The sequence below is a fragment of the Micromonospora sp. NPDC005172 genome, assembly GCF_040608555.1.
Lineage (GTDB): Bacteria > Actinomycetota > Actinomycetes > Mycobacteriales > Micromonosporaceae > Micromonospora.
Genome location: NZ_JBEXIL010000009.1, coordinates 108,934 through 129,563, shown reverse-complemented (window position 1 = coordinate 129,563; position 20,630 = coordinate 108,934). Strand labels below are relative to the sequence as shown.

The following is a 20,630-nucleotide window of genomic DNA, read 5'->3' as shown; positions in this document are numbered from 1 at the left end:
CGTCAATTGAAGATGCTGACACCACCCGGGCCGACCAACAGCCCGACAACGATGAGGACGATGCCCCACAGGATCTGCCGGCGGAACAGCGCGAGGATGCCGGCGACCACGAGTACGACTGCGAGAATCCAGAGAATCAGCTCCATGACCTCTGACTACCCGACCCGCCGAGCGGGGAAACCTGGTCCGTGTCGAGTTGATCCCCGACATGAAAGACGCTGTACGCCTGCTTGATCACCGGGTGCGCCACGTTGCGCACGCGTACCCCTCCCGGGGTGGTGCCGCGCTCGGTGCCGGCGTGCGCGTGCCCGTGCAGGGCGAGGGCGGTGGGGGCCGAGTCGATCGCCTGTCCCAACTGGTACGAGCCCAGGAACGGGTAGATCTCCAACGGCTCACCGAGCAGCGTGTCCGGGACCGGGGCGTAGTGCGTGAGCGCCACCAGCATGTCGCAGTCCAGCGAGCGCAGGGCCGTGCCGAGGCGGTCCGCGCTCTCGTTGGTGGTCCGGACGAACGCCTTCATCTCCGGCTCGCCGAAGTCGCTCGCGCATCGGCCGGCGAACCCCCCGCCGAAGCCCTTGACCCCGGCGATGCCGAGCCGGCCGCCCGCGCAGTCCAGCACGACGCCGTTGCCCTCCAACACGGTGATGCCCGCGTCCTCCAGCACCTTCACCACCTGTGGCACCTGGTCACACTGGTGGTCGTGGTTGCCCAGAACGGTGACCACCGGTACGGCCAACCCACCGAACTCCTCTGCCACGCAGCGCGCCTCGGCCTCGGTGCCGTGCCGGGTCAGGTCGCCGGCCAGCAGCAGCACGTCGGCGCACTCCGGCAGCTCCTCCAGCGCCGGGCGGAACCGGCCGACCACGTCCTCGTCCAGATGCACGTCGCCCACGGCGGCGATCCGGATCACCATGAAACCTCCCTCAGGGCAGTTGCTCGATCTCCGTGGGCGCCTGGACGCGGATCACACCGATGTCGCTGGTGATCGGCACGTCCGGGAAACGCTCGGACACGAGACGCAGGATCTCCTCCCGCCGGTGCGGGCTCTCCACCTCGCCGTAGAGCACGAGGGCGTCCTCCCGCCGGATCACTGTGATTCCCTGCTCGGCGACGGCCGGATCCTCGGTGAGCAGCCGTTGGATCTCCGCTTCGACGTACTCGTCGGGTGGCGCCGCGCCACCGGCCTGATCGTTCGTCACGGTGTCTCCTCTCCTGCCGGGGTGCCGGGCTCCGGCACCACCTCCAGCCGGTCCAGCAACACCAGAAACGCCTCGGCGTACGGCGAGTGCTGCGTCTCCTTGCGTACCCGTTCCCAGTCGATCTGCTCCCGCAGCGACCGGGCCAGGGGGAGACCGCGGGCGAAGTCGCAGTAGTGCTGGGAGAAGCTGAGCAGCTTGTGCACCATGAGCTGGCTGGCGGACAGGACCGGCATCTGGATGGCGTCCACCGGGCGTACGACGGTGTCGGCGAACGTCTCCTCGGTCACCGGCGTCTCGATCGGCCGGTGGATCAGGTCCACCATCCGCTCTTCGTCGAAGACCTTGACCAGCCAGTCCTCCGGCGGTCGCTCGGCGCGGAAGCCGGCGGCCACCAGCGCCTCCAGTGACCGTTCGACGTCGGCCTCGCGAATCAGGAAGTCGACGTCGTGGTCGCTGGAGTGGCCACCGTGCGCGTAGACGGCGAAGCTTCCGCCGAGGGCGAACGGGATCTCGGACTGCTTGAGCACGGCGGCGACCTTCTTCAGGGTGTGCACCAGACTCTCGTCTCCGCGCTCAGCCATCTGGATCTCCCGTCGGTCGTGTGGGTGGACAGGCGGTTGGATTCGAACCCCCGTACCCGGCATTCCGGTCGCCCACACCTGCTCTGGTCGCGGTCGGGTGCCAACCGGAACAAACGGTATTAACCACGCAGGCCGCAAGCGTAGGTCGGATAACCTGTCGAGGGTGGCCAGACCATCGGGGATGCGACGCGACACGACCCGGTTGCGCACCGTCGCACTCATCGGCATCGACGGCTCGGGCAAGACCACACAGGCACACCGACTGGCCGACGCGCTGACCGCCGCCGGCCGTCCCGCCACGTACCGCCGCAACGCCAGTGGGCGTCGCTGGCTCGGCCGGCTCGCCCACCGTCTCGGCCTCTCCGACGCGCAGCGTCTCGTCGGGCGTGACGGCGTCCTGGCGGTGGAGTCCGTGCTGCGCTGGTTGGCCATCGCCGTGGCCCTGCTGAGCTGCCTGCTCACCGGTCGGACGGCCGTCATGGACCGCTATTCGGCCTGCCAGTACGCCAGCATCCGCGCTCACGGCGGGCACCGCTGGGAGCGCCTGGCCCGGGCCGGCTACCGACTGTTCCCGACGCCGCAGGTCACCTTTCTGCTCGCCGTCGACCCGGCCGAGGCGTACCGGCGCATCGAGGAGCGCGGCACCGACCACGAGTCGATGGGCTGGCTGACCGCAGCGGACACTGCCTACCGGACCCTGCCCGAGTACCCGAGCTTCGTCCTGGTCGACGCGGGTCGTTCGGCCGAGGAGGTGACCGAGCAGATCCAGGCGCACCTGTCCTCCTGGCTGCCGTCGGACGCTGGCCCCGACCGGGCGCGGCCCTCGACCGTGGCGCCGCCGGCGCAGTCACCCCCGGCGCAGTCACCGCCGGCGCAGTCACCGCCGGCCACCGCGGCCCGGGACAGGGACGGGCGCGGCGGCGGACCGTCCCTGGTTCAGGCGCGTCCGTAGACCGGGACGGCGACCCCGGTGGTCGGCGCGGAGTCGCTCGAGGCGAGGAAGCGGATCACCGGCGCGATCTCGGCCGGGGTGACCCTGCCCCGCCCTCCACCTCGTCGATCATGAAGTTGTTGCCTGTCGGGTCGGCGTGTCGTGGCAACAACTTCATGATCGACCGGCCGTCGGGCGGGGTGGTGTCTGCTGAGAGCAGAGGGGTTCGTCTTTTTGGATGGCTCTGGCGCAGGATCTGGGGATGGCGCGGATTCTGGTTCTTGGCGGCACTCGTTTTCTCGGTCGGGCTGTCGCTCGGCTGGCCGTCGCGCGGGGGCACGACGTGACCTGCGCGGCCCGGGGCGTGTCCGGCGCGGTGCCGGAGGGGGTGCGGTTCGTGCCGGTCGACCGCGACGACCCTGCGGCGCTGACGCCGCTCGCCGGCCAGCGTTTCGACGCGGTGGTGGACGTGACCCGCGTGATCGGCCACGCCCGGCACGCGCTCGCCGCGCTGGCCGATCACGTCGGTCACTGGTCGTTCGTCTCGACGGTCTCGGTGTACGCGGACTACGCGACCCCGGGTCTCTCCGCGGCGAACACTCCGCTGTTGCCGCCCCCGCCGTCGGACGTGGACGGGCCGGGCCCGGGTTTCCGCTGGTACGGCGAGTGCAAGGTCGTCATCGAGCGGCTGGTACGCGAGCGGGTGGGTGAGGACAGGTCGTTCATCTGCCGGGCCGGGCTGATCGTCGGCGCGGAGGATTCGAGCAACCGCTTCCCGTACTGGGTGCGACGGCTGGCTCGTGGAGGCGAGGTTCTCGCGCCGGGGCGGCCGACCGACCGGGTGCAGTTCGTGGACGTCGAGGATCTGGCCGGCTGGCTGCTGCACGCCGCAGGCACCCGGCTCGGCGGCACGTACGACGGCATCGGGCCGACGATGTCCCGGGCGGAGATGCTGGCCGGAGTGGCCGCCGGTCTGGGTGTCGCCGATCCCCGTCTCACCTGGATCGACCAGGACTTCCTGCGGGCACACGACGTACGCGAGTGGTGGGGGGAGCGGGCGCTGCCGCTCTGGGTGCGGCTGCCGGAGTCCGCCGGCCTGATGGACCGGGACGTCTCCGCGTCCCTGGCCGCCGGGTTGGTCGTCCGTCCGGTTGCCGACACTGTTCGGGCGACGGCCTCGTGGATGAGCGCTCACCCGGGCGACGTACCGCAGGGTGGACTCGACCCGGCGGATGAGGCGGCGATCCTGGGTACGTGGGAGGCTGAGCGGAACGCGTGAGCCGGACCGTCGACACGCGTCCCACCACAGACGGTGATGGTTGACGGTCACGCTTGGTGAAAGTAAGTTTCACCCGTGGCGAAGAGTCCGAAGATTTCTGCGAGTCACGAGCCTGGTGGGCTGATCGTCCACATCAGCGGGCTTCTGCCGTCGCTGTCGCCCGCCGAGCAGCGGGTCGCCCGGCTGGTCGTGTCCGACCCGGCCGCCGCCTCCCGCAGGACCATCACAGACCTCGCCACCGCAGCGGAGACATCCGAGGCGACGGTCATCCGGTTCTGCCGGTCGGTCGGGATGGACGGCTACCCGCAGCTGCGCATCCGGCTCGCCGCCGAGGCTGCCCGCCGCATCGAGCCCCCGGACGCCCGGGTCGTCGGCGGCGACATCCCGCCCGGCGCCGACCTCGCCCAGATCATCGCCACCATCGCGTTCAACGACGCGCGGGCCGTCGAGGAGACCGCCGAACAGCTCGACCCGGCCGTCTGCGAGCAGGTCGTCGAGGCGATCGCCGGTGCCGGCCGGATCGACATCTACGGTGCCGGGGCCAGTGGTTTCGTCGCCTCCGACTTCCAGCAGAAGCTGCACCGCATCGGCCGGATCGCCTTCTACTTCCCGGACGTGCACACCGCGCTGACCTCGGCGGCCCTGCTCGGTCGCGGCGACGTCGCGATCGGCATCTCACACACCGGCACCACCTCCGACGTGATCGAGGTGCTGGAGCAGGCTCGGACGCGCGGCGCGTCCACCGTGGCGTTGACCAACTTCCCACGCTCGCCGATCACCGAGGTCGCCGACTTCGTGCTGACGACCGCGGCCCGCGAGACGACCTACCGTTCGGGTGCCACGGCCAGCCGGCTGGCGCAGCTGACCGTCGTCGACTGCCTGTTCGTCGGGGTGGCCGCCCGTAACCGGTCCCGCGCCCGCAAGGCCCTCGAGGCGACCGCCGAGGCGGTCCAGTCGCACCGGGTGGGCGCGAGCCGGAGGCGGGCATGACGCCCGGTTCGGTGGAGCCGGACAAGGACATGCCAGCACCGCCCGCCCGACCGGCGGTCCGGGTGGGCGCGCCGACCGAACGGCGCAACCCGCTCAGCGTCGACCTCGACCTGATGTCGACCCGGGACGTCCTCACCGTGATCAACGAGGCCGACCGACGGGTGCCGGCGGCGGTCGCCACCGTGCTCGACGAGATCGCCGCCACGGTCGACCTGGCCGTCGCGGCCCTGCGTGGCGGCCACCGGGTGCACTACTTCGGTGCCGGCACCTCCGGCCGGCTGGGTGTGCTCGACGCGGCCGAGCTGGCCCCCACCTTCAACTCGCCCCGGGACTGGTTCTGCGCCCACCTCGCCGGCGGCCCGGACGCCATGGTGCGCGCCGTGGAGGACGCCGAGGACGACGACCAGGGCGGCGCCCTCGAAGCGGCCGGATGTGTGCGCGCTGGTGATCTCGTGGTCGGTCTGGCAGCCAGCGGGCGCACCCCGTACGTCCTCGGGGCGCTCGCCGCGTCCCGCGCCACGGGTGCCTCGACCGTGCTGCTCTGCGCCAATCCGGAGGCGGAGGCTGCCCGGTCGGTCGACGTGTTCATCGGGGTGGACACCGGACCCGAGGTGGTCACCGGGTCGACCCGGATGAAGGCGGGCACAGCGCAGAAGTTGGTGCTGAACGCGTTCTCGACCGCCGTCATGGTGCGCCTGGGTCGGGTCTACTCGAACCTCATGATCGATATGGTTGCCACCAACGCCAAGCTTCGGGGCCGAATGATCTCGATCCTGGTCGAGGCCACGGGCTGCTCCGAGGAGGTCTCCCGGCGGGCCCTCGGCGAGGCCGGGGGCGACCTGAAGACGGCACTCGTCACCCTGGTGTCCGGTGCCGAGGTGCCCGCCGCGCGAGCCGCCCTCGCCCGCTCAGCGGACCAGGTACGCGGAGCCCTCGCACTGCTCGCCTCCTGAGCCCGCCCACCCGGGAAGTGAATGAGGCTCCGGATTGTTCATCGGGGCGGAGGGTAATAACACCCCGTGGATGAACCGACCGGTCCGCCGCTGCGTATCTGGCAGTGACCAGGATCGCAGCAGGGTGGTGACCCGGGTCGCTGTGTCAGCACGGCGGGCGGTGTTGCCTATGGTGCGGGCGATGGTGATCCGTCGATCCACCAGCCCGTTCGAGGTGCCCAGCGACGTGCCACCTGACGGGTGCTGACAGCAAACATGGACCGTGCTCTCAGCAATTACTCAGGCATTCGTGACACTTTCGACTCACGGAATGGAATCCCTGACACGTCTCATCTGTTGTGTAGGTGTCAGCACCGGTGGGCACAGCAGAAGTTACCAGGGGCTGACCGGACGTGGGGAATGGCAAGGAACCGGGCAACCGGCGCGAGCGAGGGGACCGTGGGCAACGTGGACAAGAACATCGGCATGCGGACCGACGAGGTTGCCGAGGAGCGCGACCTGGTCGGCGTCTACCTGCACGAGATCTCCCGGACGCCACTGCTGGACGCCGCCAAGGAGGTCGATCTCTCCAAGGCGATCGAGGCCGGCCTCTACGCCGAGCACCTGCTCGGTGAGGATGCCGTTCCCGACGGTGTCGACCGAGATGACCTGGATCGGCTGGTCGTCGAGGGTGAGCGCGCGAAGGACCTCTTCATCCGCGCCAACCTGCGACTGGTCGTGTCGATCGCGCGTCGGTACGTGCGCTCGGGGATGCCCATGCTGGACCTGATCCAGGAGGGCAACACCGGCCTCGTCCGGGCGGTCGAGAAGTTCGACTACGAGCGTGGTTACAAGTTCTCCACCTACGCCACGTGGTGGATCCGCCAGGCCATCAGCCGGGCGATCGCCCAGCAGGAGCGCACCGTGCGTCTGCCGGTGCACCTGGTGGAGGACGTCAACCGGATGCGCAACGTGATCCGGCAGCTCACCCGTGAGCTGGGCAGCGACCCGGAGCCGGAGCAGATCGCGGCGTCGCTCGGCGTGACCGTCGAGCGGGTCAACGAGCTGCGTCGCTGGTCGCAGGACACCGTGTCGCTGGACACCCCGGTCGGCGACGACGGCGACACCAACCTCGGTGACCTGGTCGCCGACAGCGACGCGCCGTCGCCGGAGGACATCGTCCTCAGCGGCCTGGAGCGGCAGCGCATCGAGGGACTGCTCAACCACCTCGACGACCGTTCGGCGGGCATCATGCGGGCCCGCTACGGGCTGGAGGACGGCCGCGAGCACTCGCTGACCGAGGTCGCGTCGCGCTTCTCGCTGTCCCGCGAGCGGATCCGGCAGCTGGAGATCCAGGCCCTCGGCCGGCTCCGCGAGCTGGCTCGCGCGGAGGGGCTGCAGGCAGCCTGACCTGGTAGTAATGACGGCGAACGGCCGGCGTCCGATAGGGGGACGCCGGCCGTTCGCCGTCTCGGGGTCCGCTAGCGGACCCGGCCGTAACCGTGGATCGACATGAGGTTCATGCCACGCTTGAGCACGTTGCGACCCGCGCTCGGCGCGTCGATGACCTGCCCGTCGCCCACGTACAGGGCGACGTGCCCGAGACCGCTGTAGAAGACGAGGTCTCCGGGCCGCAGGTCGCCTCGGTCGATGTGCGCGACCGCGCCCCACTGCATCCGTGCGCTGTGCGGCAGCGACCTTCCGGCCGCCCGCCAGGCCGCCAGGGTGAGGCCGGAGCAGTCGTAGCCGTTGGGCCCTTCACCCGCCCAGACGTACGGCTTGCCGATCGCCCCGAAGGCGTAGCGCACGGCCGCGCCGGCATCACCGGCGACGGCCGGTACGTTCCGGGCCTCGGTCTTCGCCGTCGTGGGCGCCGGACGCTCGGTGGCCGCCCCGTACGCCTGCCGGCGCAGCTCGTACAGCTCGGCCAGGTCCTTCTCGATGCGCTTCTTGCCGGCCGCCAGCTCGCGGGCCTGTGCGGCCTGCCGGGCGAGCGTGGCGTCCAGCCGCGTCTTCTCGTCGAGGAGTCGCCGCTGGTTGTCGGTGAAGCCGGAGATGCGCTCCTGGCGCTGTCGGGTCAGCTGGTCGAGGGTGCCGAGCCGATCCATCAGGGCCGCGGCGCCGCCGGGCCGTAGCAGAGCGTCGGCGGTACGCAGACCCCCGCTCCTGTACGCGCTGTTGGCGAGTGCGGTGACGTCCGCCCGGCTCTGCTCGGCCTGCTCTTCGAGGGGGCCGATGCGGGCCTGTAATCGGGCCACCGCGGCTTTGTTGACCTTGATGTCCTCCGTGAGCTTGTTGTACGACTCCACGACCCGCTCCAGCTCGGCCGAGGACGTCTCGATCCGGCGGGTCAGGTCGGCGGGGGACGGCTCGGCGTGCGCCGCCGCCGTCGGGGCGATCAGGGCGGCCGACAGGCCGACCAGCGCCACGGTACGCAGCAGGGTTCTCAGGGATGACAAGAGCGAGAGGCTCCTCTCCCACGGCCGCCGACGGGGCTGCTGACGCCCTCGGCGACACCGGCCGGGGTCGTCCGGGTGGACGGCACTGGACCGGACCGGCCTGCTCAACCTAACCCGGGACGGTTGTGCTGCGCAGTTGAAGCAGGGGCGAATGTTGACCAAGTGGCAGGTAGGGCCGCTGCGGGAAGACAGCGTCAACGGGGCTACCGACACGGGAGCGAAGGGCAAAGCGGTCCGTTTTGCAGCTACTGACTGATATGCGACTTTCGTCGTTCCCGGCGTATGCCGCCGGTTAGCCGTCCGCCATAACCGATAAAACCTGAAATGGATGCTGTTTCCTGGCGATGTCGCCCGGACGGGTGCGCGGGCCGCTCACGTAAATGCCCAGGTGGAGTGGCGGTGCCCCAACACAATGGAGCCCGGAGCCGGGAATCCCGTCGTCGGACACGTCACACCCGTAGCCACGGACCCAGCCCGGCAGACCGCCCAGCGGGAGGAACCGTGAATCGTGAAGGCGCAACGACGCGACCGCAGCGAACGGTGCCCGGCGCCAGGTCCACGCTGCTCTACGCGCGACCCGGCATCATCGTCACCGTCGACAGGTTCACCGTCGGCCGTACCAGCTACCGCATCCTCGACCTGACCCACCTGCGTACCACCCGGGGCCCGCACGACCGGATCGCCGTCCGGGCCGTCGTGACCACCGGCTCCATGATCGGCATGGTCGGCCTGCTCCTCGGGTTCAGCGGTGGCCTGCAACGGCTGACCGCCGAGGCGTACCTCATCCTCGGAGCGGTCCTCCTGCTGCCGGCCGCGCTCGCCCTGGTCGGAGACCGCTGGCGGCCGCCCCCGTACGAGCTGTGGGGTTGGCACCGCGGCGCGGAGGTGCTGCTGTTCAGCGCCGACGACGAGCAGCAGTTCGGCCAGGTCACCCGGGCGCTGCTGCGCGCCCGGGAGGTCAACCGGTACGGCGACTGGGTCGACCCGATCGCGTCGGCCGACCCGTGGCGGCCCGACCGCTGACCGCCCTTCCCGGGCATCGCCGTTCAGCCGGCGACCGGCTCCGGGGTACGGGCGGTGGGACGCTCGAGCCAGGCGGTGACGCGGCGCTCGGCGTAGAACGAGACGAACGGCACGGTGCCGGCGAGCATCACCAGGAGCATCCGCTTCAGCGGCCAGTCGGCCCGGCGGCTCAGGTCGAACGCGGCGACCAGGTAGATCATGTAGAGGAAGCCGTGCGCCGGGCCGACCGTCTCCACGACGACCGGGTTGTCGAACGCGTACTTCAGCGGCATGCCGATCACGACCAGCACGATCAGCACCACGCCCACGATCCAGGCGATCACGCGGTACCGGGTAAGGGCTGCGCCCACCTTCGTCCGTCCTTCCGAAGCCCGGCTCAGCCGGGGTAGTCACCGGGCCGGGCGCCCGGATTGGCGTTCAACCATGACAGGTAGTCGTTGTACGCGGCCAGGGTCGCGTCGTCACCGGGCGACGCGTTGACCGGAACCCTCGTCACCCGCACCGGTCGGCGTACCGCCGGTCGGGAACCGGCGGTCGCGGCCGGCGGCGGCTCGACGGCCGGCTCCGCGGGTGGCTCGGTGCCTCCCTGCGCGGCGCGGCGGGCCAGGCGCACCTCGCGCCACCAGACGTAGACCACGAAGCCGGCGAAGATCGGCCACTCGACGGCGTACCCCCAGCTGAGGTTGTTGCCGGCCGTGGCCCGGCTGATCTGCCACCAGCCCAGCCCGAGGAAGCTCCCGACCAGCACGACCATGGCCACGTGACGTGCGATCCACGCCGGGGTCCAGAGCCACCTCATGGCGTCGAGGGTACCGGGAACGGCGGCGCTCTCCGACGCGGCGTCGTAGCTGCCGCGCGGGCGGGATGGTTTGGCGTCACCCGGTGTGGGCATCCGTCTAGACGCCAGCCCAAACGAGACCAGGGGGGCGATGATGACCGGATCGGTACGCGAGGACGGCTTTGCGTCCAGCGGCGGCACGGAGATGAGCCCGGAGCAGCGGGTGCCCGAGTGGGGCGGCGACCACCTCGCCGACCCCGGGGGCGTCGACCTCGACGGCGACGCGGTCGGCGTGGACCCGACGGAACTGACCGACGACGACCTGATCCGCGAGATGCACAGCCTGCACCGGACTCGGCTGGACACCCTCAGGCACGCGGCGGACTCCGCGCTCGCCAACCACCTGCGGCGCACCGCGGAACTGGAGACCGAGTACCTGGCCCGCAATCCCGGCCGGGAGGTCGACCCGAGCCGCCTGCGGGACGCCTGATGGCGGCGCGAGCCGTACGCGGCATGTCCGCGCCGCCCGAGGTGGTCTTCAACACGGCCACCGACCCGGCCCGCGCCTCGGCCTGGTTGCCGGCGCCGCTGCGCAGCGACGGGAGCCCTCCCGCCGAGGTCAGCGGCGAGGAGTTGCGGGCCCGGTGGGGCGAGGCCGGCTGGGCCGCCGAGATCCGGGTGGATCCGGCCGACTCGGGCGGCGCGCGGATCCAGCTCGACCTGACCGACGGCTCGGGCGCCGACCCGGACCAGTTGGCCGACGAGGCGCTGACCAACCTCGCCCGTGAGGTCGCCGACAACCTCCAGGCCGGCTGAGACACGGCCACTCGGAACGTTCACACCACGACAACATGGAAGGAGACCGGTGACCGAGACTGGCCTGCGACAGAAGGTGGCGCGGCTACGCCGGGCGTACGCGCCGCACGAGCACCGACCGCTCGGTGGCTACCTGGCGGCGATGGGCACCTACGCGGGCGTGACCGCTGCGCTCGCCGGTCTGGTCAAGGTGACCGGCCGGCCGGTTCCCGAGCGCCCCGCCACGGCCGACGTCGTGCTGCTGTCCATCGCCACCCACAAGCTCAGCCGGCTTCTGACCAAGGACGCCGTGACCAGCCCGCTGCGAGCCCCGTTCACCCGCTACGACCGGCCGATCGGCAGCGGCGAGGTGATGGAGCAGGTCCGCGACTCGGGCAGCTCCACGCGGCACGCCATCGGCGAGCTGCTGAGCTGCCCGTTCTGCCTGGCGGTCTGGGTGGCCACGGGGCTCACCGGAGGTCTGGTGCTCGCCCCCCGGCTCACGCGCCTGGTGGCCACGGCGCTCACCGCCGTGGCCGCGTCCGACTTCCTCCAGATGGCGTACGCCTCGGTGCAGCAGGCCGCCGAGGGCGGTCACGACGACTGAGCCGACGACGAGGACGGAGAGCGGGGGCCGGCGAATCGCCGGCCCCCGCTGTCGTGCAGGTGTCAACGCTGCATACCGGACCAGCCGTGCGGCGACTCCGGCTCGCGTTCGTCCTCGTCCGCGCCGGTGATGATGTCGCGATCCACCGCCGTGCGGTCGTGCTCGTTGGCGAAGTCCGGCTCGGGCGTGGTGTCCCTGCCCTCCGGCGGCTGGCCCAGCGCCGGGACCTTCTCGTCGTGGTCCTCGTGGTGCGTCATGGTGTGTCGTCCCTTCGGGTCGCCGGGCTCGCTGACTACGCTCCTACCGCTCACCCGACGTTGCCGCCCAGCAGGTCGCTGGCCTCGTCGACCGCGTACTCGCCCTCGGGCAGCGCGTCGATGCGCGCGAGCAGGTCCGGCGGGAGTTCGGCGGCGACGGCACGGCGATAGATCTCGCCCTGGGTGATGCGCTCCTGGCCCCGGTAGAGGTCGTCGAGCAGGTCGTCGAGGTCGCGGGTGTCCGGCTCGTCGGCCACGGATGCGTCGTCGGTCACGCTGATCAGCTACCCGGGCCGGAATCGGTCAAACGTCACGCCCGTCGCCCGACGGGCAAGCCGGCCGCAAGCCGATGACCTGGGCAAGCAGAGACAGCGCCGCCCCCGGCCTCGTGAGCCGGGGGCGGCGCTGGTGTCGGTGTGTAGGTCGCCTCTCGGCGAGTGGCGCGACGCGGCTCCAGCCGAACGGTATTCCGCGAGGGCTATTTAGGTGAGGCCCGGGGACACTGAACACACCGACACCTCAGTTAACCAGGCCCCACCCGTTCGTGTTCCGTGCACCGCAGTGCCGACCGTCACACCCCCGCGGCGGGGGTGGGCAGGGCGGCCCGGCGGGCGCGGACGGCGGCGGCCAGCCCGTCGAGCACCTCGGCGGTGTCGTCCCAGCCGAGGCAGGCGTCCGTCACCGAACGGCCGTACACCAGCTCGCGGGTGGGATCGAGGTCCTGCCGGCCGGGCAGGAGGAACGACTCCAGCATCACACCGGTGATCCCGCGCTGGCCGGCGGCCAGTTGGGCGGCCACGTCGGCGGCGACCAGTGGCTGGTTGCGGTGGTCCTTGCCGCTGTTGGCGTGGCTGGCGTCGATCACCAGACGCTCGGGCAGCCCGGCAGCCCGAAGCAGGTCGAGCGCACCGGCCACCGACTCGGCGTCGTAGTTGGGCCGACCGCCACCGCCGCGCAGCACCAGGTGACCGTCGGTGTTGCCACGCGTGTGCATGATCGCCGGGGTACCCGAGAAGTCGATGCCCGGGAAGACGTGCGGCACCCCGGCGGCGCGGATCGCGTCCACGGCCGTGCCGATGCTGCCGTCGGGGCGGTTCTTCATGCCGATCGGCATGGACAGGCCGGAGGCGAGCTGCCGGTGCACCTGGCTCTCCACGGTGCGGGCACCGATCGCGCCCCAGCCGACCGTGTCGGCGATGTACTGCGGGGTGATCGGGTCGAGGAACTCGCAGCCCACCGGCAGGCCGAGGCGCAGGACGTCGAGCAGCAGCGCCCGGGCCCGGCGCAGACCGGTGTTGACGTCGCCGCTGCCGTCCAGCCCGGGGTCGTTGATCAGGCCCTTCCAGCCGACCGTCGAGCGGGGCTTCTCGAAGTAGACCCGCATGACGATGAGCAGGTCGTCGGCGAGCCGGTCGGCGGCGGCGCGCAGGCGCTCGGCGTACTCCAGCGCGGCGGCCGGGTCGTGCACCGAGCACGGGCCGACCACCACCAGCAGGCGGTCGTCCTCGCGGTCGAGAACGCGGCTCACCGCGCGGCGGTGCTTCAGCACGGCCGCGGCGAGTGGGGCTTGAAGGGGCAACTCGTGGTGCAGCAGGGCGGGTGTGGTCAGCGGCACGACGCGGTCGATCCGCTGGTCGCTGACCCGATCGGTCTCCGGGGTCGTCACGGTGGGCATCCTTTCGCCGACCGTGCCCGGGGCCGGTGCCCGGGACGAGCCGGCTGCTCGTACGCAGAGGGGCGGGAACGACAGCTCCTGCCCGGCCGGCTCGGTCCTTGGTGACGTCAGATCATGGTGAAGTCACCGGCGTGAGCCGGCTGTCTAAACCATCGATACGTCCTCATCACCGGGCCAGCGTACCCGACCGGGCGGACGTCGCCCGCCCCTCGTCCCAAGATGCGGGGGGAACGTCGCGTGCCGAGGCCGGGCCCGGGGTAACAGGGGTGCCATGACTGACGAGCAGAGCGATCAGGAGCGGGCGGAGTCCCGCGCGCACCACCTCCTTCCCGAGGAGGTGGCGGCAGGCAGCGACGATCCGCAGGCGCAGGCGGAGGCCATCCTCGCCGAGTCGGACCTCCGCGAGGCGGACCAGAACGCGGCCCCGGACACGGTGCTGGAACGGCGTACCTCCGATCAGACCGTGGTCGCGGTCGAACCGCCGGACTGAACCGTCGCACCACGGGCCCGGCGTGATCCCCGGTAGGTCTGCTCGCGCAGCCAGGTGAGGGGGCCTGCCGCCCGCAGCCCGGCCGGCAGGTTGCGCACGGGGTCGAACGCGAGCGCGGCGTCCTGACGGGCGTCGAGCGGGACGCCGATGCCGACCTGGCCGACCGGCCGCCACGGCCCGACGGCGGACGCGACCGCGAGCACCAGGCGCGGCGCGTCCGTCCGGGCCGCGGCCGTGACGGCGGCCAGGGTGCGGCCGAGGTCGACCGACTCCGGGTCGGCCAACGCGGCCAACCAGAGTCGGCGTCGGTCCGTGCGATAGCCCATGATCGTGCTGTACGTCCCGGAGAAGCCGCGGCGGGGCAGGGGCAGATTCCGCAGCACCGGAGGCGCCCCGCTGGAGCTGACCAGCAGGTCGAACGGATGCCCCGCCCCGGAGTGCACGCGCAGCGCCAGGCCCAGCACGTCCGGCCACCCGCCCGGTGTGGGCGTCCCACGGGACAGGCGGACCGTGCCCGCGTACTCACCGGGGTTGTCCAGGAGGTCGACCCCGACGGGCGGTCCGGGCGTACCCCAGATCGTCACGTGGGCGGCGAACGACGCGCCCGCCGGATGCAGCAACCGGCCGCGGCGCAGGCGGCCGAGGGCGGCGCTCGCGCGTTCGACGGCGCGGGCCGCCGGTCCGGCGGCGTGACGGGCGGACTCCTCGGGGGTCGGTCGGGTCATACCCCCTGCGGAACCCCGAGCGGACGACTCGATGCCGCCGCGCGGGTCGGCTCGCCGACCCACCGCACGTCACCTCTCCGCCCGCGAGATCGGATAGCGTCGTGCCATGCCCGACAGTGGTTACCCCTGGCCCATCGAGACGTCCCGACTGGACAACGGCCTGCGTGTGGTGGTGAGCGAGGATCGCACCGCGCCCGCGGTGGCCGTCAACCTCTGGTACGACGTCGGATCCCGGCACGAGCCGGCCGGGCAGACCGGCTTCGCCCACCTCTTCGAGCACCTCATGTTCGAGGGCTCGGTGAACGTGGCGAAGACCGAGCACATGAAGCTCATTCAGGGCTCCGGCGGATCGCTCAACGCCACCACCAACCCGGACCGGACGAACTACTTCGAGACGGTCCCGGCCGAGCACCTGGAGCTGGCGCTCTGGCTGGAGGCCGACCGGATGGGTGGGCTGGTCCCGGCGCTCACCCAGGAGACGCTGGACAACCAGCGCGAGGTGGTCAAGAACGAGCGCCGGCAGCGCTACGAGAACGTCCCGTACGGGGACGCGTGGCTGCGGCTGCTGCCGCTGCTCTACCCGCCGGGGCACCCGTACCACCACTCGACGATCGGCTCGATGGCCGACCTGAACGCCGCCGATCTCGCCACCTTCCAGGCGTTCCACGAGATGTACTACGCGCCCAACAACGCGGTGCTCACCGTCGTCGGCGACGCCCCGGCCGCCGAGGTGTTCGCGCTGGCCGAGAAGTACTTCGGGGCGTTGCCCGCCCGCGACGACATCCCGGCCGCGCCGGACGGTCGCAGCGTCCCGGCGACCGGGCAGCCCGCCGTGGAGACGGTGACCGCCGACGTGCCGGCGCCGCGCGTCTACATCGCCCATCGGGGTCACCCGTTCGGCAGCCCCGGCTACGACGTGCTCACCGTGCTCGCCACCGTGCTCGGCAGCGGCCGTGGCAGCCGGCTCTACCAGCGGCTCGCCGACGGCGAGCGGATCGCCCAACCCGACCTGGTCGGCGCGTACGGGGTGGACCTCGCGCACGCCCCGGCGCCACTGATCGCCACCGCCACCGCCCGCCCCGGCGTGAGCGCCGAGCGGCTGGTCGACGGGCTCGCCGAGGTCGTCGACGAACTGGCCACCGTGCCGGTCACCGCCGCCGAACTGGACCGGGCCAAGGCGCTGCTGAGCACCGCGTGGTGGCGGCAGATGTCGACGGTGGACGGCCGCGCGGACACGCTCGGGCGGTACGCCACCCAGTTCGGTGACCCGGCCCGGGCCGCCGACCGGCTGCCCGCCTGGCTCGCGGTGACCGCCGAGCAGATCGCCGAGACGGCCGCCGAGGTGCTCGGCGCCGCAGACCGGGTCACCCTGACCTACCTGCCCGAGGAGACCGCATGACGCTGATCACCGACCGTCCCGGCCCGGGTGCCGCTCGCCCGTACCGGTTCCCGCCGGTGGTCCGCCGCGCGGTAGCCGGTGGCCAGGTGGTCGCGGCACACCTGCCCGGGCAGAACCTCGCCGTCGCGCTGCTGCTCCTCGACGCCGGCGCCGGCCGCGAGCTGACCGGCAAGGAGGGGTTGGGCGGCGTCCTCGCCAAGGCCCTCGAGGAGGGCACCGCCCAGCGGGACGGCACGGCGTACGCGCTGGCCATCGAGGCGCTGGGCACCGAGCTGGTGACCGGGCTGGACTGGGACTCGTTCCAGGTCAGCGTCCAGGTTCCGGTCGACCGGCTGACCGCTGCCGTGGAACTGCTCGCCGAGGCCGTCCGGACGCCCCGACTCGACCCTGCCGACGTGCGGCGGGTCCGCGACGACGAGGCGAACGCGCTGCGCATGGACTGGGCCAACCCCGGTCCGCGCGCCGACGCCGCGCTGCGCGCCGACCTGTTCGGCGCCGACACCCGCTGGGGACGACCGATGTACGGCGACCCGGACTCGGTGGCCGCCCTGGACACCGAGGACATCACGGTCTTCCACTCCGAGTGGTTCCTGCGGCCGGGCACCCTCGTCGTCGCCGGTGACCTCGACCGGATCGACCTGGACGCGCTGGCCCGAGCGGCGTTCGCCGGCACCGGGGGCGGCCCGGCCGAACAGAGCGGCCCGATCGAGGTGCCGGTGCACGCCGGCCGGCGGATCATCCTGGTGGACCGGCCGGGCTCGGTGCAGTCCACGCTGCGGCTGGGCCACCCGTCGCCGCACCGGGCGCACCCCGACCACGTACCGATGACCCTCGCCGGCACGGTCCTCGGCGGGGCGTTCACGTCCCGGCTCAACCACCTGATCCGCGAGGTGCGCGGCTACACGTACGGCATCCGGGGCGAGTTCGCCTCGTCCCGCCGGTTCGGCCGGTTCGCGGTCAGCTCCGGCGTGCAGACAGCGGTCACCACGCCGGCCCTGGTCGAGGCGGTGGGCGAGATCGCCCGTACGCAGGCCGAGGGCGTGACCGAGGACGAGCTGGCCGTGGCCCGTTCCTGGCGGGCCGGGCAGCTCTCGGTCGAGTTGCAGAGCCCCCGGGCGATCGCGTCCGCCCTGACCACGCTTGTGGTGCACGACCTGCCAGACGACTATCACGCCCGGCTGCGCGAGGAGCTGCTCAACGCCGACGTGGACCAGGTCTCCGCCGCGGCGGCCACGCACCTGCACGCGGACGCGCTGACCCTGGTCATCGAAGGCGACGCAGCGGTCATCCGCGAAGACCTTGAGTCCGCAGCCCTAGGAAACATGCTCCCCTAACCCTCCCCCGCCCCCCGCGCTCGTCCCGGCCCTGCCTTCCGTTGATCATGAAGTTGTTGCCACGACACGCCGCACCAGGTGACAACAACTTCATGATCGACGCGAGAGGGGGGTGGGTGGGGTGTGAGGTGGGACCCGGGGGGTGGGAAAGGGTTCCCGGTTGTGGGGGTGGGGTGGGTAGCCTCCGGGCATGAGGATCGGCATTGTGGGAGCCACCGGCCAGGTCGGTGGCGTGATGCGGCAGGTGCTGGCGGAGCGGGAGTTCCCGGCGGAGCAGGTGCGGTTGTTCGCCTCGGCGCGGTCCGCCGGGCGTACGCTGCCGTGGCGCGACGAGGAGGTCACCGTCGAGGACGCTGCGACGGCGGACTACTCCGGGTTGGACATCGTGCTCTTCTCGGCCGGTAAGGGCACAGCCAAGGAGCTGGCTCCCCAGGTCGCCGAGGCCGGTGCCGTGGTGATCGACAACTCGTCCGCGTTCCGGATGGACCCGCTGGTGCCGCTGGTGGTGGCCGAGGTCAACCCGCACGCCGCGGCCGACCGCCCGAAGGGCATCATCGCCAACCCCAACTGCACCACGATGGCCGCGATGCCGGTGCTGCGCCCACTGCACGCCGAGGCGGGTCTCATCGGGCTGGTCGTCTCGACGTACCAGGCCGTCTCCGGCGCCGGGCTGGCCGGCGTCGCCGAGCTGGACGAGCAGGTCCGCAAGGTCGCCGAGCATGCCGCCGGGCTCGCCTTCGACGGGTCGGCCGTGGAGTTCCCCGCGCCGCGCTCGTTCGCCGAGCCGATCGCCTTCAACGTGCTGCCGCTGGCCGGCTCGATCGTCGACGACGGCTCGTTCGAGACCGACGAGGAGCAGAAGCTCCGCAACGAGAGCCGCAAGATCCTGGAAATCCCCGACCTCAAGGTTTCCGGCACCTGCGTCCGCGTACCGGTCTTCACCGGCCACTCGCTGCAGATCAACGCCCGGTTCGCGCGCCCGCTCACCCCGCAGCGGGCCCACGAACTGCTCGCCGACGCACCCGGGGTCGCGCTGACCCCCGTGCCGACGCCGTTGCAGGCCGCCGGGCAGGACCCGACCTACGTGGGTCGCATCCGCGCCGACGAGACCGTCGAGTACGGGCTGGCCCTGTTCTGCTCCAACGACAACCTCCGCAAGGGCGCGGCGCTCAACGCCGTACAGCTCGCCGAGTTGGTCGCCGCCGAGCGACGCTGACCGTCACCGTCGAACTGCGGGCCCCGACCGTCCACGGTGGGGGCCCGCAGTCCGTGACGGGACCGACAGGTCGGAAGCAGGAGCACTCGGCTCGTGTTTGGATGGACGGAGCCGTCCCCGCCACCTGGAGGAAGCCGTGCCGGAAGACACCAACCAGCAGGCGTTGACCGACCTGATCGTCGGTCGTTCGATGGGTGTGCTGGCCACCATCAAGCGGGACGGACGACCGCAGATGTCCACTGTGGTCTATTCGTTCGACAGTGCCGCCGGCCTGATCCGGGTGTCCGTCACCGACGGCCGGGCCAAGACCGCCAACCTGCGACGGGACCCGCGAGCCAGCTTCCACGTCGCCAGCGAGGACGGCTGGGCGTACGCGGTGGTGGAGGGGCGTGCCGAGCTGACCTCTCCGGCGGCCGACGTGGACGACGCTACGGTCGAGGAGTTGGTGGGGCTCTACCGGTCGTTGCGCGGCGAGCACCCGGACTGGGCCGAATACCGCAGTGCCATGGTCGCCGAGCGGCGGCTGGTGCTACGCCTGCACGTGGAGCGGATCTACGGGATGCCGCCCCGCGGCTGACGGCCTGGTGGAACATCGAGCCCTCCCGGGGATGGCGGCCATCGGGTCAGCCCGGCTCGATCACGGTCACCCGAGGCCAACGCTGCGCGGGCCGGTGACGGGCCAGCCGCTGTCGGGACAGCGCGACGTCCACCCGGGCCGGGTTGTGCCGCCACACCCCGCCCAGCAGGTCCGCGAGGCCGTGCGGGGCGCAGATTTCCAGCTCACCGGTGGCCGGTAGGCGTACGGCCACCGCAGTGGCGTACTCCGGCCAGGTGGCCACCGCCTCGGCGACGCTGCGGTACGGGGCGATCGGCTCTCCGCCGAACTTCGAGGCGTACCAGGTGTGTACCGCCGCCTGGTTGCGCGCCTGCCAGGGCGCTTCCGGCCAGGCAGCGGTCAGTCGGGCGGTGGCCCGCTGGTCGTCGTCGCGGGACAGCCTCGCCGGGTCGAAGAAGACCACGTCGACGTCGTGGACGGTCGTCGGGTCGAATCCGTCGCCGTAACGCTCGCCCCAGACCAGGTCGCGCAGGGCGCCCGCGCCGATCCAGGCGTCCGGCAGGCCGGAGTCGCGGACCACGGTCAACGCCCGCGTCAACCAGGCGTTGCCGCCGATCAGGTCCCGCAGCTCACGCTCGCCACTCAGCACCTCGTGGACGCTAGCGGGTGTCGTCCAGGTGTGGTCCGGTCACCCGTCTCGCGTTCGGCAGCGACCGCAGCCGCCCCGGCCGATGGCGTTACCCCCTGCGGGGCGGCGGGTAGACGAGCCGTGCCGACACCGAGAGGGGAGCACCATGACAACGGTCGGAGAGTTCATGACGACCCGGTTGGTGACGATGGACGGCAACGACACGCTGATCGCCGCCGCGCAGGAGATGCGCGACAGCGCCATTGGCGACGTGGTGGTGACCGATGGCGACAGTGTCGTCGGTATCGTCACGGACCGGGACATCACGGTCCGGGGTGTCGCGGAGAACATGGACCCGGGCTCGACCCGGCTGAGCGAGATCACCAGCCGCGACGTGATCACCGTGAGCCAGTACGACGACGCGGTGTCCGCCGCGGACCTGATGCGTACCTACGCCGTACGCCGACTGCCGGTGGTCGACAAGGGCCGCCTGATCGGCCTGGTGTCGATGGGTGACCTCGCGGTCGAGCGGGAGCCGCAGTCGGTGCTGGCCGACATCAGCGCCGACGACCCGAACAACTGACCGGAGAGCGCCAGAGCGCCGGTCCTCCCGTCCCGGGAGGACCGGCGCTCCCACACCCACCCCACCCCCTCTCGAACCCCCGTGATCAAGAGGTTCGCGTCACCGCTTCCGGCGTCTCGTGACGCAAACTTCTTGATCACCGGGGCGGAGCGGGGGAGGGGGTGGGGGCAGGTCGGCAGGGCGGGGTGGGGTC

27 protein-coding genes are annotated in these 20,630 nt (G+C 71.7%); 15 read left to right on the top strand and 12 right to left on the bottom strand.

Translation table 11 applies throughout. The annotated features are described in order from the left end of the window. Window positions 1-2: 2 nt before the first annotated feature. Genes ABZV06_RS08945 through ABZV06_RS08930 form a run of 4 tightly spaced genes read right to left on the bottom strand, consistent with a single transcriptional unit; the run spans window position 3 to window position 1,843 of the window. Window positions 3-146, bottom strand: a complete 144-nt coding sequence (locus ABZV06_RS08945; RefSeq protein ID WP_007464364.1) for a GPGG-motif small membrane protein — start codon at window positions 144-146, stop codon at window positions 3-5. Continuing rightward, window positions 137-913, bottom strand: a complete 777-nt coding sequence (locus tag ABZV06_RS08940) for a metallophosphoesterase (protein WP_355241839.1) — start codon at window positions 911-913, stop codon at window positions 137-139. The genes ABZV06_RS08945 and ABZV06_RS08940 overlap by 10 nt, the downstream gene beginning before the upstream one ends. A 10-nt stretch (window positions 914-923) precedes the next feature. Continuing rightward, on the bottom strand, window positions 924-1,199 hold the full coding sequence (locus ABZV06_RS08935; RefSeq protein WP_355241837.1) for a hypothetical protein: 276 nt from the start codon (window positions 1,197-1,199) through the stop codon (window positions 924-926). Next, a complete protein-coding gene (locus ABZV06_RS08930) occupies window positions 1,196-1,843 on the bottom strand; it encodes a nucleotidyltransferase (RefSeq protein WP_355241973.1) in 648 nt (215 codons plus the stop codon). The genes ABZV06_RS08935 and ABZV06_RS08930 overlap by 4 nt, the downstream gene beginning before the upstream one ends. A 118-nt stretch (window positions 1,844-1,961) precedes the next feature. Here ABZV06_RS08930 and ABZV06_RS08925 point away from each other — a divergent pair, with 118 nt between their 5' ends. The 5 genes from ABZV06_RS08925 (at window position 1,962) to ABZV06_RS08905 (ending at window position 7,322) form a co-directional block, all read left to right on the top strand. After that, window positions 1,962-2,732 carry a thymidylate kinase gene (locus ABZV06_RS08925; protein WP_355619958.1) on the top strand — a complete coding sequence of 257 codons (771 nt, stop codon included), beginning with the start codon at window positions 1,962-1,964 and terminating at the stop codon, window positions 2,730-2,732. A gap of 241 nt (window positions 2,733-2,973) precedes the next feature. Then, window positions 2,974-3,990: an NAD-dependent epimerase/dehydratase family protein gene (locus ABZV06_RS08920; RefSeq protein ID WP_355619888.1), complete on the top strand. Its 1,017-nt coding sequence runs from the start codon at window positions 2,974-2,976 to the stop codon at window positions 3,988-3,990. Window positions 3,991-4,065: 75 nt separating this feature from the next. Beyond that, window positions 4,066-4,980 (top strand): MurR/RpiR family transcriptional regulator, encoded by a 915-nt coding sequence (locus tag ABZV06_RS08915; protein WP_355241831.1) that lies wholly within the window; start codon window positions 4,066-4,068, stop codon window positions 4,978-4,980. Then, a complete protein-coding gene (locus tag ABZV06_RS08910) occupies window positions 4,977-5,933 on the top strand; it encodes an N-acetylmuramic acid 6-phosphate etherase (protein ID WP_355241828.1) in 957 nt (318 codons plus the stop codon). The genes ABZV06_RS08915 and ABZV06_RS08910 overlap by 4 nt, the downstream gene beginning before the upstream one ends. Before the next feature lie 399 nt (window positions 5,934-6,332). After that, window positions 6,333-7,322 (top strand): sigma-70 family RNA polymerase sigma factor, encoded by a 990-nt coding sequence (locus tag ABZV06_RS08905; protein ID WP_355619885.1) that lies wholly within the window; start codon window positions 6,333-6,335, stop codon window positions 7,320-7,322. 71 nt (window positions 7,323-7,393) lie between these two features. On the opposite strand, the gene ABZV06_RS08900 is transcribed toward ABZV06_RS08905, so the two are convergent. Continuing rightward, window positions 7,394-8,371, bottom strand: a complete 978-nt coding sequence (locus ABZV06_RS08900; protein ID WP_355619882.1) for an NlpC/P60 family protein — start codon at window positions 8,369-8,371, stop codon at window positions 7,394-7,396. Between the two features lie 501 nt (window positions 8,372-8,872). Between ABZV06_RS08900 and ABZV06_RS08895 the strand changes: the two genes are divergently transcribed. After that, entirely contained in the window at window positions 8,873-9,394 is a 522-nt protein-coding gene (locus tag ABZV06_RS08895) for a DUF6232 family protein (RefSeq protein ID WP_355619879.1), read from the top strand. 23 nt (window positions 9,395-9,417) lie between these two features. On the opposite strand, the gene ABZV06_RS08890 is transcribed toward ABZV06_RS08895, so the two are convergent. Both ABZV06_RS08890 and ABZV06_RS08885 read right to left on the bottom strand, forming a co-directional pair. Beyond that, window positions 9,418-9,744, bottom strand: a complete 327-nt coding sequence (locus ABZV06_RS08890) for a DUF3817 domain-containing protein (RefSeq protein WP_355241817.1) — start codon at window positions 9,742-9,744, stop codon at window positions 9,418-9,420. Window positions 9,745-9,770: 26 nt separating this feature from the next. Next, a complete protein-coding gene (locus tag ABZV06_RS08885) occupies window positions 9,771-10,193 on the bottom strand; it encodes a hypothetical protein (protein WP_355241814.1) in 423 nt (140 codons plus the stop codon). A gap of 130 nt (window positions 10,194-10,323) precedes the next feature. On the opposite strand from ABZV06_RS08885, the gene ABZV06_RS08880 reads away from it, so the two are divergent. Genes ABZV06_RS08880 through ABZV06_RS08870 form a run of 3 tightly spaced genes read left to right on the top strand, consistent with a single transcriptional unit; the run spans window position 10,324 to window position 11,574 of the window. Continuing rightward, complete coding sequence (locus ABZV06_RS08880; protein WP_355619876.1) at window positions 10,324-10,662, top strand: DUF6158 family protein; 339 nt, start codon at window positions 10,324-10,326, stop codon at window positions 10,660-10,662. Beyond that, a complete protein-coding gene (locus ABZV06_RS08875) occupies window positions 10,662-10,988 on the top strand; it encodes a hypothetical protein (RefSeq protein WP_355241808.1) in 327 nt (108 codons plus the stop codon). Before ABZV06_RS08880 ends, ABZV06_RS08875 begins: the two co-directional genes overlap by 1 nt. Window positions 10,989-11,037: 49 nt before the next feature. After that, on the top strand, window positions 11,038-11,574 hold the full coding sequence (locus tag ABZV06_RS08870) for a DUF1360 domain-containing protein (RefSeq protein ID WP_355619873.1): 537 nt from the start codon (window positions 11,038-11,040) through the stop codon (window positions 11,572-11,574). Window positions 11,575-11,636: 62 nt separating this feature from the next. On the opposite strand, the gene ABZV06_RS08865 is transcribed toward ABZV06_RS08870, so the two are convergent. The 3 genes from ABZV06_RS08865 to ABZV06_RS08855 all read right to left on the bottom strand — a co-directional run bounded on the left by ABZV06_RS08865 (window position 11,637) and on the right by ABZV06_RS08855 (window position 13,506). Continuing rightward, window positions 11,637-11,831, bottom strand: coding sequence for a hypothetical protein (locus ABZV06_RS08865; RefSeq protein WP_355052229.1), 195 nt, complete (start codon window positions 11,829-11,831; stop codon window positions 11,637-11,639). Between the two features lie 50 nt (window positions 11,832-11,881). Beyond that, window positions 11,882-12,106 carry a hypothetical protein gene (locus tag ABZV06_RS08860; RefSeq protein WP_355619870.1) on the bottom strand — a complete coding sequence of 75 codons (225 nt, stop codon included), beginning with the start codon at window positions 12,104-12,106 and terminating at the stop codon, window positions 11,882-11,884. A gap of 296 nt (window positions 12,107-12,402) precedes the next feature. Beyond that, window positions 12,403-13,506 (bottom strand): 3-deoxy-7-phosphoheptulonate synthase, encoded by a 1,104-nt coding sequence (locus ABZV06_RS08855; protein ID WP_355241800.1) that lies wholly within the window; start codon window positions 13,504-13,506, stop codon window positions 12,403-12,405. A gap of 271 nt (window positions 13,507-13,777) precedes the next feature. Here ABZV06_RS08855 and ABZV06_RS08850 point away from each other — a divergent pair, with 271 nt between their 5' ends. Beyond that, a complete protein-coding gene (locus ABZV06_RS08850; RefSeq protein ID WP_355052232.1) occupies window positions 13,778-13,996 on the top strand; it encodes a hypothetical protein in 219 nt (72 codons plus the stop codon). On the opposite strand, the gene ABZV06_RS08845 is transcribed toward ABZV06_RS08850, so the two are convergent. Then, the gene (locus ABZV06_RS08845) at window positions 13,963-14,721 is read right to left on the bottom strand and encodes a phosphodiesterase (RefSeq protein WP_355619867.1); all 759 of its coding nucleotides are present in this window, start codon (window positions 14,719-14,721) and stop codon (window positions 13,963-13,965) included. The two genes, ABZV06_RS08850 and ABZV06_RS08845, sit on opposite strands and share 34 nt — an antisense overlap. 106 nt (window positions 14,722-14,827) lie before the next feature. On the opposite strand from ABZV06_RS08845, the gene ABZV06_RS08840 reads away from it, so the two are divergent. From ABZV06_RS08840 to ABZV06_RS08825, 4 genes are all read left to right on the top strand, one after another. Then, window positions 14,828-16,120: a pitrilysin family protein gene (locus tag ABZV06_RS08840; protein ID WP_355619864.1), complete on the top strand. Its 1,293-nt coding sequence runs from the start codon at window positions 14,828-14,830 to the stop codon at window positions 16,118-16,120. Then, window positions 16,117-17,454, top strand: a complete 1,338-nt coding sequence (locus tag ABZV06_RS08835) for a pitrilysin family protein (protein ID WP_355241791.1) — start codon at window positions 16,117-16,119, stop codon at window positions 17,452-17,454. The genes ABZV06_RS08840 and ABZV06_RS08835 overlap by 4 nt, the downstream gene beginning before the upstream one ends. Window positions 17,455-17,644: 190 nt before the next feature. Then, complete coding sequence (locus tag ABZV06_RS08830; protein ID WP_355241788.1) at window positions 17,645-18,670, top strand: aspartate-semialdehyde dehydrogenase; 1,026 nt, start codon at window positions 17,645-17,647, stop codon at window positions 18,668-18,670. Window positions 18,671-18,806: 136 nt separating this feature from the next. Further along, window positions 18,807-19,247: a PPOX class F420-dependent oxidoreductase gene (locus ABZV06_RS08825; protein WP_355241785.1), complete on the top strand. Its 441-nt coding sequence runs from the start codon at window positions 18,807-18,809 to the stop codon at window positions 19,245-19,247. 46 nt (window positions 19,248-19,293) lie between these two features. Here the strand turns inward: ABZV06_RS08825 and ABZV06_RS08820 are convergent, their stop codons facing one another. After that, window positions 19,294-19,875, bottom strand: coding sequence for a nucleotidyltransferase family protein (locus ABZV06_RS08820; RefSeq protein ID WP_355241783.1), 582 nt, complete (start codon window positions 19,873-19,875; stop codon window positions 19,294-19,296). A gap of 145 nt (window positions 19,876-20,020) precedes the next feature. Between ABZV06_RS08820 and ABZV06_RS08815 the strand changes: the two genes are divergently transcribed. Next, a complete protein-coding gene (locus ABZV06_RS08815) occupies window positions 20,021-20,437 on the top strand; it encodes a CBS domain-containing protein (protein WP_355619861.1) in 417 nt (138 codons plus the stop codon). Window positions 20,438-20,630: the final 193 nt, after the last annotated feature.